The organism is Aeromonas sp. FDAARGOS 1403, assembly GCF_019047325.1.
Lineage (GTDB): Bacteria > Pseudomonadota > Gammaproteobacteria > Enterobacterales > Aeromonadaceae > Aeromonas > Aeromonas dhakensis.
In genome coordinates this window covers 2385356-2400182 of sequence record NZ_CP077249.1, presented here as the reverse complement: position 1 = coordinate 2400182, position 14827 = coordinate 2385356, and the positions used below count along the sequence as shown (strand labels likewise).

12 protein-coding genes are annotated in these 14827 nt (G+C 62.2%); 7 read left to right on the top strand and 5 right to left on the bottom strand.

Annotated features, from left to right (window positions below):
* The first annotated feature begins 130 nt into the window (after positions 1 to 130).
* Together I6L33_RS11380 and I6L33_RS11375 are read left to right on the top strand one after the other, a co-directional pair.
* Positions 131 to 307: a hypothetical protein gene (locus tag I6L33_RS11380; RefSeq protein ID WP_005298942.1), complete on the top strand. Its 177-nt coding sequence runs from the start codon at positions 131 to 133 to the stop codon at positions 305 to 307.
* A 305-nt stretch (positions 308 to 612) separates the two neighbouring features.
* Positions 613 to 2067 carry a SulP family inorganic anion transporter gene (locus tag I6L33_RS11375; protein WP_216974082.1) on the top strand — a complete coding sequence of 485 codons (1455 nt, stop codon included), beginning with the start codon at positions 613 to 615 and terminating at the stop codon, positions 2065 to 2067.
* A 76-nt stretch (positions 2068 to 2143) separates the two neighbouring features.
* Here the strand turns inward: I6L33_RS11375 and icd are convergent, their stop codons facing one another.
* Together icd and I6L33_RS11365 are read right to left on the bottom strand one after the other, a co-directional pair.
* Positions 2144 to 3397 (bottom strand): NADP-dependent isocitrate dehydrogenase, encoded by a 1254-nt coding sequence (gene icd / locus I6L33_RS11370; protein ID WP_216974081.1) that lies wholly within the window; start codon positions 3395 to 3397, stop codon positions 2144 to 2146.
* Between the two features lie 202 nt (positions 3398 to 3599).
* Positions 3600 to 4475, bottom strand: coding sequence for an AraC family transcriptional regulator (locus tag I6L33_RS11365; protein WP_005298937.1), 876 nt, complete (start codon positions 4473 to 4475; stop codon positions 3600 to 3602).
* Positions 4476 to 4604: 129 nt separating this feature from the next.
* Here I6L33_RS11365 and manA point away from each other — a divergent pair, with 129 nt between their 5' ends.
* Positions 4605 to 5804, top strand: a complete 1200-nt coding sequence (gene manA / locus I6L33_RS11360; protein ID WP_216974080.1) for a mannose-6-phosphate isomerase, class I — start codon at positions 4605 to 4607, stop codon at positions 5802 to 5804.
* Positions 5805 to 6039: 235 nt separating this feature from the next.
* Positions 6040 to 6546, top strand: coding sequence for a hypothetical protein (locus I6L33_RS11355; protein WP_216974079.1), 507 nt, complete (start codon positions 6040 to 6042; stop codon positions 6544 to 6546).
* Between the two features lie 74 nt (positions 6547 to 6620).
* On the opposite strand, the gene I6L33_RS11350 is transcribed toward I6L33_RS11355, so the two are convergent.
* Entirely contained in the window at positions 6621 to 6770 is a 150-nt protein-coding gene (locus tag I6L33_RS11350; protein ID WP_005298930.1) for a hypothetical protein, read from the bottom strand.
* A 735-nt stretch (positions 6771 to 7505) separates the two neighbouring features.
* On the opposite strand from I6L33_RS11350, the gene I6L33_RS11345 reads away from it, so the two are divergent.
* Positions 7506 to 9395, top strand: coding sequence for a PTS fructose transporter subunit EIIC (locus tag I6L33_RS11345; protein WP_216974078.1), 1890 nt, complete (start codon positions 7506 to 7508; stop codon positions 9393 to 9395).
* A 356-nt stretch (positions 9396 to 9751) separates the two neighbouring features.
* Positions 9752 to 10531, top strand: coding sequence for a hypothetical protein (locus I6L33_RS11340; protein ID WP_254204971.1), 780 nt, complete (start codon positions 9752 to 9754; stop codon positions 10529 to 10531).
* A gap of 27 nt (positions 10532 to 10558) precedes the next feature.
* On the opposite strand, the gene I6L33_RS11335 is transcribed toward I6L33_RS11340, so the two are convergent.
* Positions 10559 to 11761: a MalY/PatB family protein gene (locus I6L33_RS11335; RefSeq protein ID WP_216974077.1), complete on the bottom strand. Its 1203-nt coding sequence runs from the start codon at positions 11759 to 11761 to the stop codon at positions 10559 to 10561.
* Positions 11762 to 11836: 75 nt separating this feature from the next.
* The gene (gene malX / locus I6L33_RS11330; protein ID WP_216974076.1) at positions 11837 to 13408 is read right to left on the bottom strand and encodes a maltose/glucose-specific PTS transporter subunit IIBC; all 1572 of its coding nucleotides are present in this window, start codon (positions 13406 to 13408) and stop codon (positions 11837 to 11839) included.
* A gap of 273 nt (positions 13409 to 13681) precedes the next feature.
* Here malX and I6L33_RS11325 point away from each other — a divergent pair, with 273 nt between their 5' ends.
* Positions 13682 to 14719: a Mal regulon transcriptional regulator MalI gene (locus tag I6L33_RS11325; protein WP_195878242.1), complete on the top strand. Its 1038-nt coding sequence runs from the start codon at positions 13682 to 13684 to the stop codon at positions 14717 to 14719.
* The last annotated feature ends 108 nt before the right edge of the window (positions 14720 to 14827 follow it).

Sequence of the window (14827 nt, the reverse complement as noted above, 5' to 3'; positions counted from 1 at the left end):
GGGCGAGATCGCGACCCAATCCGTTGATCACAACCATCAAGGGCATGCAGAAAAACCGTGGCCTGATGGCCCCGTCCGGCACAAAGCCTGGCGGTGGTCAGCAAGACACACGAGATAAGGAGATCGGGCAATGAAACAATATCAAAGCTGGCTGGGACAATATCTGATGAGTCGCCGCGATGGGGACCACGCCATGGCATCCGAACTCGCCAGCTCCATCTGCGAGTTCTGGCAGACCCAGGGGGACGAGGCCGAGCAGGACAAATGGCAGCAGATCTACCAGCACCATCTGGAACGAACCACCTAATCATCCGAATCCTTGCCTTGCAGCCCCAAACTGCAAGGCTCTCTTTTATCCAGCCCCTTCCTCCCCTCGCCTCCTTTGTGCTCTCACCATGACAGCGCAGATCTGCCTGCCTGCTTCATATCGTTGCCCGCATCGTTTCAACAGGTTACCGATCAGGGCCGTCAGCCATGTGCAATTTGGCGTCACATCGGCCCGTTCGCGCCTTGCCCCTGCCCCTCCCCTTTGTTAGAGTCGCGCGCCGCGCGGCCACCGCGCCCATAACGACAACGCGCGCCCAGAGCGCCAGCAACGAGCGAGAACAATCCATGCGTGAGCGCATCAGACAAGAGTGGTTTGGCAACGTCAGGGGGGATCTGCTGTCGGGCACGGTCGTAGCCCTGGCCCTGATCCCGGAGGCCATCGCCTTCTCCATCATCGCCGGCGTCGATCCCAAGGTGGGGCTCTACGCCTCCTTCTGCATCGCCGTCATCATCGCCTTCACCGGGGGCCGCCCGGCCATGATCTCCGCCGCCACTGGCGCCATGGCCCTGCTGATGGTGACCCTGGTGCGCGAACACGGCCTGCAATACTTGATGGCCGCCACCCTGCTCACCGGCTTGCTGCAGATCCTGGCCGGCTACCTGCGCCTCGGCGCCCTGATGCGCTTCGTCTCGCGCTCGGTGGTGACCGGCTTTGTCAACGCTCTGGCCATCCTCATCTTCATGGCCCAGTTGCCGGAACTGACCAACGTCAGCTGGCAGGTCTACGCCATGACAGCGGCGGGGCTTGGCATCATCTACCTGTTCCCGCGCCTGCCGCGCATCGGCAGCCTGCTCCCCTCGCCGCTGCTGTGCATCGTGCTGCTCACCGCGGTGAGCGTCGGCCTCGGCCTCGAGGTGCGCACGGTCGGCGACATGGGCGCCCTGCCGGACACTCTGCCGGTCTTCATGTGGCCCGAGGTGCCCCTCAATCTCGAGACCCTGGCCATCATCTTCCCCTACTCCGCCGCCCTGGCCGTGGTGGGGCTGCTCGAATCCCTGATGACCGCCGCCATCGTCGACGAGATGACCGGCACCCGCAGCGATCGCCACCGCGAGTGCAAGGGGCAGGGGCTGGCCAACATCGCCGCCGGCCTGATGGGCGGCATGGCGGGCTGCGCCATGATCGGCCAGTCGGTCATCAACGTGAAATCCGGTGGCCGCGGCCGCCTCTCCACCCTGATGGCAGGAGCCCTGCTCATCGTCATGGTGGTGTTCCTGGACGAGTGGATCCGCCAGATCCCCATGGCGGCCCTGGTGGCGGTGATGATCATGGTATCCATCGGCACCTTCTCCTGGGGCTCAGTGCTGCGCATGCACAAGACGCCGCTGGCCACCAACCTGGTGATGCTGAGCACGGTGGCCGTGGTGGTGGTGACCCACAACCTGGCTCTCGGGGTGCTGACCGGGGTGCTGCTGGCCTGTCTCTTCTTCGCCCACAAGGTGGCGCGTACCCTGCTGGTGCACAGCGACAGCGAGCGCCACGGCGCCACCCGCACCTACCGGGTGCACGGCCAGGTCTTCTTCGCCAGCACCGAGCAGTTCTGCGCCGGCTTTGACACCGGTGAATCCCTCGAGCGGGTGGAGATCGACTTAAGTGACGCCCACTTCTGGGATCTCAGCGCCGCCGAGGCCCTGACCACGGTGCGCCGCCGCTTCGAGGCTGCCGGCACCGAGGTACAGCTGACTGGCTTAAGCGACGCCAGCGCCGCCCTGCTCGGCCGCTTTGCCCCGGCGACCTGACCGAACGCCGCGTTGGCGCCAGGCGCCCATAAAAAAGGCCAGCCCCCTGGGGCTGGCCTTTTGCATCTCTACAGACTTACATCTGGTCGACCATGTCCTGGGCGAACTGGGAGCAGGAGCGCAGGGTGGCGCCTTCCATCAGACGCTCGAAGTCATAGGTGACGGTCTTGTTGCGGATCGCCGCTTCCATCCCCTTGATGATGAGGTCGGCCGCTTCGGTCCAACCCATGTGGCGCAGCATCATCTCGGCGGAGAGGATGAGGGAGCCCGGGTTCACCTTGTCCTGACCGGCGTACTTCGGCGCAGTGCCGTGGGTTGCTTCGAACAGGGCCACGCCGTCGCCGATGTTGGCACCCGGCGCGATGCCGATGCCGCCCACCTGGGCCGCCAGCGCGTCGGAGATGTAGTCACCGTTCAAGTTCATGCAGGCGATGACGTCATACTCGGCCGGGCGCAGCAGGATCTGTTGCAGGAAGGCGTCGGCGATGACGTCCTTGACGACTATGGTCTTGCCGGTTTTCGGGTTCTTGAAGGAGCACCAGGGGCCGCCGTCGATGAGCTGGGCATCGTACTCTTTCTGGGCCAGGGCGTAGCCCCAATCCTTGAAGGCACCTTCGGTGAACTTCATGATGTTGCCCTTGTGCACCAGGGTCACGGAGTCGCGATCGTTGTCGATGGCATACTCGATGGCGGCACGGACCAGGCGCTCGGTACCGGCCTTGGACATGGGCTTGATGCCGATGCCGCAGGTCTCGGGGAAGCGAATTTTCTTCACGCCCATCTCGTTTTGCAGGAAGGAAATCACCTTCTTTGCTTCGTCGCTGTCGGCTTTCCACTCGATGCCGGCGTAGATGTCTTCGGCGTTCTCGCGGAAGATCACCATGTCGGTCAGATCAGGACGCTTGACCGGGCTCGGGGTGCCCTCGTAGTAACGGACCGGACGCAGGCAGATATAGAGATCCAGCTCCTGGCGCAGGGCCACGTTGAGGGAGCGAATACCGCCGCCGACCGGGGTGGTCAGCGGGCCCTTGATGGCCACGCAGTATTCACGAATGAAATCCAGGGTTTCGGCCGGCAGCCAGGCACCTTCGCCATAGACATGAGTCGACTTCTCGCCGGTGTAGATCTCCATCCAGGCGATCTTGCGCTCGCCTTTGTAGGCTTTCTCGACCGCGGCATTCACCACATTCAACATGGCCGGGGTCACGTCCACACCGATGCCATCCCCTTCGATAAACGGAATGATCGGATGGCTGGGAACCTGCAGCTTGCCGTTGGCATCGACTGTGATTTTCTGGCCCTGGGTCGGGATAACTACTTTGCTTTCCATCGGCATCTCCTAACTTCCGTTTGTTATCAATCTGTAAGTTGCGCGCGGCCATCTTAAGCCCATCCATTGGCAGAATCAAATGGCGAGCACGCATGTCAGACCATAGTCGCGCACTGGATCACAATGCGTCCATTCAGCCTGCTGCGGATCCGAAGCAGCCCCGCCGGCACCTGAGCTGGGCAGGCTCCGGCGGCATCCCTGCTTATCCCGCCAGCCCCTCGGCCTGCCCCTGCGGCTGGCTGAGTGCCCGGTACTGGGAGGGGGTCAAGCCGGTCTTTTGCTTGAACACCCGGCAAAAATAGTTCACATCGCTGTAACCACAGCGGCTGGCCACCTCTTCGAGGCGAAAGCGGTATTTCTTGAGCATGAACTTGGCCCGATCGATGCGCACCCAGCTGATGTAATCGGCCAGGCGCATGTGCCCCTGCTCGCGAAACAGGTGCGACAGGTGGCTGGCCGAGACGTTGAAGCGATGGGCGATCGAATCCCGGCTGATGGGGCGGTGAAAGTTCTCCTGGATATAGATGCAGATCCCGTGAAACAGCTCTGCCCCCCGCGGCCGCTCGAAGGTGGACTCGGCCAGCAGCTGGCGCACGCTGGTGAGCAGCGCCTGCAGCAAATGATTGTCGGTGGGGGAGCGCGCGGGATCCTCGGTCAGCACGTTGAGTGCCGCCAGTATGTGTTCGTTCACATGGCCGGCCCGGGCCATGATGCTGTGCTTTTGCACGTCAAAGAAATCGGGATCTTCCCGCCGCTTGCTCACCAGACTGAAACCGAGCTGGCGCTTGCCGAACAGCAGGCTCAGCACCGAGCAGTCGGTGGTCCAGAGCGGCTTGTTCCAGCCGTTGGGAGGGATGTAGAGCGCCTGCCCCGGGGCGATGCAGATCTCCTGGCAGCCCTGCTCCCTGTCCCAGATCTGGTTGCGGTACTCGCCGCTGAACACCAGCTCGAGGCGGGGAAAGTTGACCTGATAGCTGAAACCGGGCGGCACCCCCTGATCCTGGGCAAACCAGATCTGGTCGAAAGGGGCCTGCTCGTGGAGGGCGCCATCGAGCAACTGGCTGAAGACAAGAGACATGCTGATCCTGATCAAGAGAGAGGCAAGCGGTTGCGGTGCCCGCGACCGCCCATGTTATAGTCCGGTCCACGGCAGCAATGCCACCCTTTTCTGCACCCGATTTTCTGCACACCAAATGAGGCATCCCTTATGAGCAGTCGCGATCTGCCCTCTTTTTTGTCAATGCAAAATCCGATTCAAGGCTACGACTGGGGCAGCCATGACGCCCTCACCACCCTGTTCGGCATCCCCAATCCGGCGGGCAAGCCCCAGGCCGAGCTGTGGATGGGTGCCCACCCCAATGGCTGCTCCGAGGTGATGCTGGCCGGGCAGGCGCAAAAGCTCTCGACCCTGATAGAGCGCGCCCCCGCCGCCGTGCTGGGCGAGGCCACCCAGACCCGCTTCGGCAGCCTGCCGTTCCTGTTCAAGGTGCTGTGCGCCGAGAAGGCCCTCTCCATCCAGGTACACCCGAGCAAGACGCAGGCCGAAGCGGGCTTTGCCAAGGAGGAGGCCGCCGGCATCTCGCCCAAGGCCGCCAATCGCAACTACAAGGATCCTAACCACAAGCCCGAGCTGGTGTTTGCCCTCACCCCCTATCAGGCGATGAACGGCTTTCGCGCCATCCCGGCCATCCTGGCGCTGTTCGAGCGGGTCAAGCTGCCTGCCCTTGCCGAGCTGGTTGCCGCCCTCGCCGCCAGCCAGAATGAAGCGGGCCTGCAGCACTTCTTCCACCAGCTGCTGGTGCTGGAAGGGGCGCGCAAGGAGGAGGCTCTGGCGGGCCTGCTGGCCTTTGCCGCCAAGCATCAGGATGAAGAGACCTTTGCGCTGATCACCAGCCTGGCTGCCCAGTATCCGGGGGACGTGGGCCTCTTCTCGCCGCTCTTGCTCAACGTGGTGACCCTGCAGCCCGGTCAGGCGATGTATCTGGACGCCTGCACCCCGCACGCCTATGTGCGCGGCACCGGCCTCGAGATCATGGCCAACTCCGACAACGTGCTGCGCGCCGGGCTCACTCCCAAGTACATAGACGTGGCCGAGCTACTGGCCTGCACCCGCTGCCTGCCCAAGCCGGACGACCAGATCCTGCTTGCCCCCCGCCTGGAAGGGGCGGTGCAGTACTTCGAGGTGCCGGTGCCGGACTTCACCTTCAGCGTCTACCCGGCGGGCGAGCATCAGCTCACTACCACTAGCGCCGAGATCCTGTTTGCCATCGACGAGGCCGTGATCCTCAAGCGCGGTGACGACACCCTGCGTCTCGAGAAGGGTCAGTCCGCCTTCATCCCGGCCGCCACCGGCCGCTACCAGCTGCTGGCCGAGGGCCGGGTCGCCCGCGCCGGCAACCGCTGCTAAGCCGGTTCAAATCGACCCATGACAACAAGGGCCATCCAGGATGGCCCTTGTTGTTGGCAGTGACCGCCACTGTCCACTTCCGCCTTTGCCGACAAATTTCTTGATGTGCGGCATAAATTCATCAGATCCTGCTGTCGTCCTCTGCCGGGTTGGCTATCATGCCCGTCTGGCTATCACACGCCTTGATACCCGCCGGAGCAGCACTGTCAGCCGGCCCCAGTTCAGGAAGAACATCATGAAAGGCTACTGCGGACTATCCGTTTTACTGCTGGCGCTGCTGGGCAGCCCGGTGCATGCCGCCTGTGACAAGGGGGTAGCGCTCAGGCTGGCCAAGGCGTTCTGGAACGAGCACAAGGATTTCTATTACGCCGACCCGGCGCCGCTCAAGGCGCTGCTCACCCCCGACTTCTTCGCCGTGTTGAGCAGCGAGGCCGCCTGCAACGCCGATGGCGAGGTGTGCGCCATCGATGCCGATCCCTGGATCAACGCCCAGGATGGCGAGGTGAGCGAACCCGTCAGCTTCACCCTGGCCAAGGAGCAAGAGCAAGGGGTAACGGTCAGGATGCAGTATCTGTTCGCCCTCTCCGACACCCAGAAAGAGCCGCAGACCGTCAGCCTCCACTTTCAAAAGAGCGGCGACAACCGCTGCTACCTGATGGATGACTTCATCCCCCCTGGCGACGGTTCGCTCAAGCAGCGCCTGCGCCAGTGGCAGCACCACAACGCCATCGAGTTGCAATAAAAAACCCCCGCCATACAGGCGGGGGTTTTGCATTCAGCCGGGCCACACGCATCAGCGCCGGGCCCATGGCGAGGTCACTCCTCTACCGCCTCCGACTGAGGCTCTTCAGCACGGATCTGCTGCAGCTCTTCGACCCTGGCCTGCCATTTGTCGTGGGCCTGTTTGCGCTCCTGTTGCTTGAACTCTTCGCGCATGGTGTCGATATTTTGGGCCAAATTTTCCATCAGGATGTCTCCTTACATCTGGGTGAACATGACAAGTAAAACGGGTTGACGGCACACTCCGCATCAAGGGCGTTGGCCTGTCGGTTCATCAAGTTTGACTTCCGGTTTGCCAAAACTGTCCAACTAAATAAACGATTGGATATGCACAAAGCAATCTAAAAAATGATTAAACGTCTCTCGTAAAACCGTCTAAAGGAGCTCAGAAGGCCCGCTTTTCGCTCTTATAAAACAGATAAAAACCATTAAATATCAGCAACTTAACTCAGTGTCATGGCGAGTGCATACGCCCTTTTCAGGCTGCCGATTATGCACTGATTTTTCACGCCCCGTGTTTGCATCCCTTGCAGCACCGCCACCATGATCGCCGCCCAGGGCCAGGCAGCCGCTTTTGCCGACCGGCTCACAGTTTTTCCGCTCGCTAGAGCACACAAATCTCCATCCTTCAGCACACAAAGAGCAGGCCATCCAACCGTCGGCTGGTGATCAATCTCCCTTAAACCAATAATAACCATCTGTTTTTAAATCTGTTTTTGTTTATCACCCGCAACCTTTACCAACCGAACAAAATGCGAGCAGGGTCACAGGCAGATGCCATCAACACAAAAATCCAGTAAAGGGCACATATGTCCGATTTCGGCCGAGGCACTTGGGAGAAACAATAGGCAGGTCAACCAGTTACACCACCGTTTTCAACAGGACCAGTTCCATTCGGACGGCACCAGCCAGGAGAGAACCATGCTCACCACCCTGATAGATGAAGGATTGATCTGCCTCGATCTTGCGGCCCGCGACAAGCAGGCGCTGTTTGTCGAGCTGGCCGAGAGGCTCAAGGCCAGCGGCAAGATCGCCAGTCAGGATCAGTTTGTGCGCGACCTCTGGGCGCGAGAGGCGCTCGACAACACCGGCTTCGAACAGGGGGTGGCCCTGCCCCACGCCAAGAGCGAGGCGGTGCGAGAACCCGCCATCGTGGTCGGCATCAGCCGCCAGGGCATCGACTACGGCGCCGAAGATGGCGAACCCTCCAAGCTGTTCTTCATGATTGCCTCCCCGGCGGGCGGCGCCAACCATCATATCGAGGTGCTGGCCGAGCTCTCCACCAAGCTGCTGGAACCCGGTTTCATCGCCCGTATGCAGGCGGCCACCAGCCGCCCCGAGGTACTCGCCTTGCTGGCCGCACCAGGGCCGTCCGCAGCCCCTGCCGCCCCCACCCGGGCGCAACCTGCCCAACCTGCAGAGCCGCAGGAGCGCGGCATCAAGACCCAGCTCAACACCCTCAAGCAGCATTTGCTGTTCGGCACCTCCCACATGATCCCCTTTATCGTGGCGGGGGGCGTGCTGCTGTCGCTGTCGGTGATGATCAGCGGCAAGGGCGCCGTGCCCGAGGCGGGCGTGCTTAAAGACATGGCCGATATGGGGATTGCCGGGCTCACCCTGTTTACCGCCGTGCTGGGCGGCTACATCGCCTACTCCATGGCGGACAAACCGGGTCTGGCCCCCGGCATGATCGGCTCCTGGATTGCAGTGCAGCAGTTTCACACCGGTTTTCTCGGCGCCATCCTGGTGGGCTTTATCGCCGGCCTCATCGTCAACCAGCTCAAACGCATCAAGCTGCCGGATTCCATGAGTTCGCTCGGCTCCATCTTCATCTATCCGCTGATCGGCACCTTCCTGGTGTGCGGCATCGTCATGTGGGTGATCGGCGCCCCCATCGCCGCCATGATGGAGGGGATGAACCACTGGCTCTCCGGCATGGCGGGCTCGGGCAAGGTGATGCTGGGGGCCATCCTCGGTGGCATGACCGCCTTTGACATGGGCGGCCCCATCAACAAGGTGGCCACCCTGTTCGCCCAGACCCAGGTCAACACCCAGCCCTGGCTGATGGGCGGGGTCGGCATCGCTATCTGCGTGCCGCCGCTCGGCATGGCGCTGGCCACCCTGCTCTCCCCCAAGCGCTACAAGAAAGAGGAGCGTGAAGCGGGCAAGGCGGCCGCCATCATGGGTATGATCGGCATCAGCGAGGGGGCCATTCCGTTTGCCGCCGCCGACCCGGTGCGGGTCATCCCGGCCATCGTCGCAGGCGGCATCGTCGGCAACATCACCGGCTTTCTGATGCACAGCATCAACCACGCCCCCTGGGGCGGCTGGATCGTGCTGCCGGTGGTGGAGGGCAAGATGGGCTATATCCTCGGTACCCTGCTCGGCGCCCTCACCACGGCCCTTATCGTCAACCTGCTGAAAAAGCCGGTCAGTGACACCGAAGAAAGCAACGAGCGCCAGGAGGAGTACCAGATCATCGAGGCGGAAGGGGAAGCCGAGGTGCTGGCCATCACCGCCTGCCCCTCCGGCGTGGCCCACACCTTCCTGGCCGCCAAGAGCCTGCAAAAAGCGGCCGCCAAGGCCGGCATCAAGCTGAAAGTGGAAACCCAGGGCGCCAACGGCATCATCAACCGGATCAGCGCCAAGGACGTAGCCAACGCCCGCTGCGTCATCCTGGCCCACGACGTGGCCATCAAGAACAGGGAGCGCTTCGCTAATATCGAGGTCATCGACGTCAAGACCCGGGAGGCCATCCACAACCCGGAGGGGCTGCTGGCCCGTACCCGGCCGGGGCGCCAGGTGGCCTGATAACGGACTTGAGAGTACCTGCGACAGAAGGGGCCGAGGGCCCCTTCTTTTATCACGGCATCAGGCAGCAAGCCCTTCGTCAGCCGCCCGAACGGGGATGGCAACCTCACCCACAGGATCGATAAGATAGGAGCCATATTGTGCCTTCGCCTGCCAGCTGGCCTGGCGACCACACATGGACGGAGCCTTGCACAGATGGATCGGACGGATGTACGGCTCACCCTGCCCGAGTGCCTCGTCCGCCATCCCGAATAAACGCCAGTTGCTGTACCTGCGGTTCGCACAAGGTTCGGTTTCGAAGCCGCGCTATTCTCTGACAGATTCATATATCAACTAGATGAGTGAAGGGACGCCCAGTGAGTAATCGAACAGCCGCTGCCCGTTGGCGCTGGCTTCGCCAACATATAAAAACATTGCGCAATTCTGAGCTGGAACCCGAAGAAAAGGGGACAACTTGGCGCTTTGCGGGATTAGTCGTGGCGGCCATTCCTGCCCTGACAGCAGCAACCTATCTCCTGGGGATGGCCTATCACTATGGCTATACCTTGGCGTTTAACCTCGACTATGCCGAATTTTCTCCACCGGCGGATTATCTGCTGGCCCTTAGCCTTCTCACGACTCTCAATATGCTCAAGCCCTGGATGTGGCCTGTATTGGGTAGCATGCTCACGATTTTTTCAGTGGCGATCACCCTACTCATCTGCGCTCGCTGGCGAATTCATCTCACATGGCTGTGGCAAAGCTCAATGTTCTATCGTTGGCTGATCAAAAGAGCGAAAAAGATTGGGCGCTACCCAGCCCCCTCTCTTTTCAGAGCATTTGTTTGGATGGGGAATAGCTATGACAAATTTGCCTTCTTGTTGTTATCCGTATTGATCCCCGTCATGGGTGCGCTCTGGTTCTTTGTGAAAGGTGTCGAAGAGGCACAAACACAGCTCTCCCGCCTCGAACAAGGCAAGTGGCCGCAGACAGAGGCCCATAGTCAGTCTCCCCTGCTGGGGGATGAGCCTCATATTCGCATCGCCTGCAACACTTCCCACTGCGCCTATCGCCTCAAGGGGGGTGATACCCTGATCCTGCGCTTTGATCAGATAGAAGAGACCCGCTATCGGCCTGACAAGGCCGCCTCGAAATAGCAGCCGCCTCCCGAGGGCGGCGGCGCGCTATCCAGCCAGCAGCTCTTGCAGTGCGCTGATCAAGGCGTCTAGGCCTTTATCTACTTTCGAGCGAGGACAGCCGACGTTGAGGCGAAGATAGCCTTTGCCTTCGGGGCCATAGGTGTCGCCGCGCATGATGGCGACCCGGTATTTCTCCACCAGCAAGCGTTGCAGCGCATCCATCCGCTCGGTGGAGTCGATGCCAAGGCCGCGCAGGTCAATCCAGGCGAGATAGGTCCCCTCGGGCACCCGATAGTCGATGGCGGGGAAGGCAGCGTTGAGCCGCACCGCCACCTGGGTCAGGTTGCCGTGCAGATAGCTTTTCAGGGCATCGAGCCATGCACCGCCGTCCCGATAGGCGCTGATATGGGCCAGCACCCCGAGAATGGGCGGCGATGAGAGGCCATGGGCCGCCTTGAGCCGCTGCAGATAGGCGACCTGCACCTCGGCGTTGGCAATAAAGGCGTAGGCGCCGCCAAGGGCCGGAATATTGAAGGATTTGGAGCCCGAGCTCACCAGTGCCCAGTTGTCATCCGGAGCCACCTCGCTCCACGACAGGTAGCGGGTAAAGCTCATATCCATATGGATGTCGTCCGAGATGACCCTGACCCCGTGGCGCTGGCAGATAGTGGCCATCCGGCCCAGTTCATCCCGCGTCCAGACCCGGCCGGTGGGGTTGTGGGGGCTGCAAAGCAGCAGGATGCGGCAATCGGGGCGAGCAGCTTGCTGCTCGAAGCAGGTCCAGTCGATGTGATAGCTCCCCTCCCCCTTTATCAGCGGGCAAGAGAGCAGTAAACGATCGTTGGCAGCCAGCATATTGCCGAAGGCGTCGTAGGCGGGGGTATGCACCAGCACCCCCTCCCCCGGCGCCGACCAGAGGCTCACCAGCTGGGCGATCACATAGATGACCGAGGGGCCGTAGACCAGGCTCTCGGGGTCAAGGCGAGAGCCGTAGCGGTGCGCAAACCAGTCGCTCACCGCCCCCTTGAAGTCGTCGTGATTCCAGCGACTGTAGCCAAAGACCCCGTGTTCGAGGCGCCTGGCCAGGGCCTGACGAATACAGGGGGCAGTCTCGAAGTCCATGTCGGAGATGGTAAAGGGGAGCAGGTCGGCGTGGCCAAAACGGTCGGCCACATAGTCCCACTGGGTGCAGTAGGTGCCGTGGCGATCGACCAGGCGGTCAAAATCAAAGGATTCGGTAGTGGGCATCTCTTTCTCACCAGCAAAAACAGCAATGAACAAGGGGGCATGGCGCCCCCCAACGCAGGGTAACAGAGGGCCGACTCAGGCCCCCATCAGGCTCTGCAGCTGGTTTTTCACCAGATGGACCTGGGGCCCGATCACCACCTGCAGGTTGTGCTCGTCGAGCTTGATCACCCCGATGGCGCCGTTCGCCTTCAATACCTTGTCATCGACCCGGCTCATGTCCTGCACCGACATCCGCAGGCGGGTGATGCAGTTGTCCAGCGCCAGGATATTGCCGGCGCCTCCCAGTGCATTGAGGATCACCTCGCCGTTGTAGCCGCTGTTGCCTGCCTTCTTGCCTGCGGGTTGAGCCGCCTCGCTGGTCTCGATTTCACGGCCGGGGGTTTTCAGGTTGAAGCGCACGATGGCGAAGCGGAACACGCTGTAGTAGATGGCAAACCAGATGGCGGCCGCGACCGGCACCAGATACCACTTGGTGGCGGTGCCCTGCAGCACGCCGAACACCAGAAAATCGATGAGGTTGCCGTCGGTGTTGCCGATGGTGACGCCGAGCAGCCCCATGGTCATAAAGCCCAGACCGGTCAGGATGGCGTGAATGACGTAGAGCACGGGCGCCACGAACAGGAACAGGAACTCCAGAGGCTCGGTGATGCCGCCGATGACGCAGGCCACCACGCCGGAGACCAGCAGCGCCTTGATCTTGCCGCGATTTTCCGGGCGGGCGCAGTGATACATGGCGAGCGCCGCCCCCGGCAGGCCGCCGAGGAAGGCCGGCATCTTGCCCTGGGAGAGGAAGGAGGTGGCCGACACCGAGAACTGGGTGGTGTCGGCGCAGGAGAGCTCGGCGTAGAAGATGTTGAGGGCGCCGCTCACCTCGTTGCCGCACACCAGTTGGGAGCCGCCCGCCTCGGTGAAGCGAATGAGCGCCACCAGGATGTGGTGCAGACCGAGCGGCAGCAGCAGACGCTCGCCGGTACCGAACAGGAAGGGGCCGAAGGGACCGGCGTGGGAGATGAGCGTCCCTATGCCGTTGATGCCGGCGGCGAACCAGGGCCAGACCAGAGGCACCACCAGACCGACCACCCCCAGCACGATGGCGGTGATGATGGGCACGAAGCGGGCGCCGCCGAAGAAGGCGAGTGCATCGGGCATCTTGTAGGTGTAGAAGCGGGCGTGCAGTTTGGCGACGATCACCCCGACGATGATGGCCCCCAGAATGCCGGTGTCGATGGAGCTGATGCCGAGGATGGATTTCACCCCGTAGGCCTTCTCCGCCGCCGCGTCACCGATGACGTTGGCCACGGTGAGGTAGAAGTTGATGGAGAGGTTGAGGGCCGCATAGCCGACGAAACCGGCAAAGGCCGCAACCCCCTTCTCTTCGCGCGCCAGCCCGAGCGGAATGGCCACCGCGAACATCACCGGCAGGTAGATAAAGGCCACCAGCCCCACCTTGGTCATCCAGAGGAACAGCAGCTGCAGCACGGTATTGTCGAGGAAGGGCATGCTCTGCTTGACCGCATCGCTGGTGAGCGAGCTGCCGACACCGAGCAGAATGCCTGAGAAGGCCAGCAGGGCGACCGGCAACATAAAGGTCTTGCCGAGGCTCTGCAAGAACTCCCAGATCGTAGATTTGGCGGGTGACTTGGCCATGTGTCAGATCCTTGTGAGGTGAGGGTCATTCGATACGACAGGCCGGCACCGCTCCTGACGGATGGCGACGGCGAGCCGTATCTGGTTTTGCTGGATGATAAAACGTTTTATCAACTCACAAGTGCCGACAGGATCACAGAATATAAGTACTGTCAGGGAAGCGCTTGCAAAACTGTGAGCCGGATCGGCCCGATGGTGATGTAACGTTTCACTCAGGCATATGAGCAGGTATGCTGGAGCCTCGCTCTCAACTCGCCGTCGTCCGTTCGCCCTATGTCGCCCAAATCCCTCTCTGCCAAAGCCACCAAGATCACCGATGTCGCCCAGTGGGCGGGAGTGTCGGTCACTACCGTCTCCATGGTGCTCAACGGCAAGGGACGCATCTCGCCGGCCACCGCCGAGCGGGTGCAGCAGGCGATCAGGGCGCTCGACTACGTGCCCAACAGTGCCGCCGCCAACCTGCGCAGCCAGCAATCCAACCTGGTGGGGCTGATCCTGCGCGACATCACCGACCCCTTCTATACCGAGGTGACCGCCGGGGTGAGCGAGGTGCTGGAGCAGCAGGGCTATCTGCTGTTTCTGACCCAGTGCGGCCACAGCCCAGAGCGGTTACAGCAGAGCATCCAGTCCCTGTCACGCCAGGGGGTGGCGGGCATCATCTTCAACCCGGTGCGCGGCGCGGCCGCCAAGCCGCTGGAGCACCTGCTCGACTCGGCGCTGCCGCTGGTGTGCGCCGCCCGCTCCTACTATCGGGACGACGTGGACTTTATCGGCCCGGACAACACCCACGCCGCCCAGCAGGCCACCACCTACCTTATCGAACAGGGTCATCGCCACATCGCCTACGTCGGCGGGCGGGCCGACTCCCTCACCCGCGCCGAGCGCATCGGCGGCTACTGCGCCAGCCTGCTGCAATACGGCCTGCCCTTCAAACCGGAGTGGGTACTGGAGTGTGAACGCACCCAGCGCAGCGCCGCCGACACCATAGCCCAGCTGCTGCATCAGCACCCCAAGGTGACCGCCGTGCTCTGCCACTACCCCGAGGTGGCCCTCGGTGGCATCTACGGCGTCGAGGCGAGCGGCCGCAGCGTGGGCAAGGACAACTACATCGGCCAGCAGGTGGCCCTGCTCGGCTTTGACGACGTGGCGGAGGCCGAGCTCACCTCCCCCGCCCTCACCTTCGTCAGCTCGCCGGCCCGCGAGATAGGCCGCCAGGCCGCCCTGCGCCTGCTGACCCGGATGCAGCAGCCCGAGCTCGCCCCCACCCGTCATATCATCACCCCCAGCTTGCAGAAGAGGGCGTCGGCTTGAGTTGGCTGGGCAAGTCCGAGCTTGCCCCCACCCGCCATATCGTCACCGCTCACCAGCAAACCGCAAAAACGGGCATCGGCCTGAGGCACACGGTTGCAGCGCCCAGGC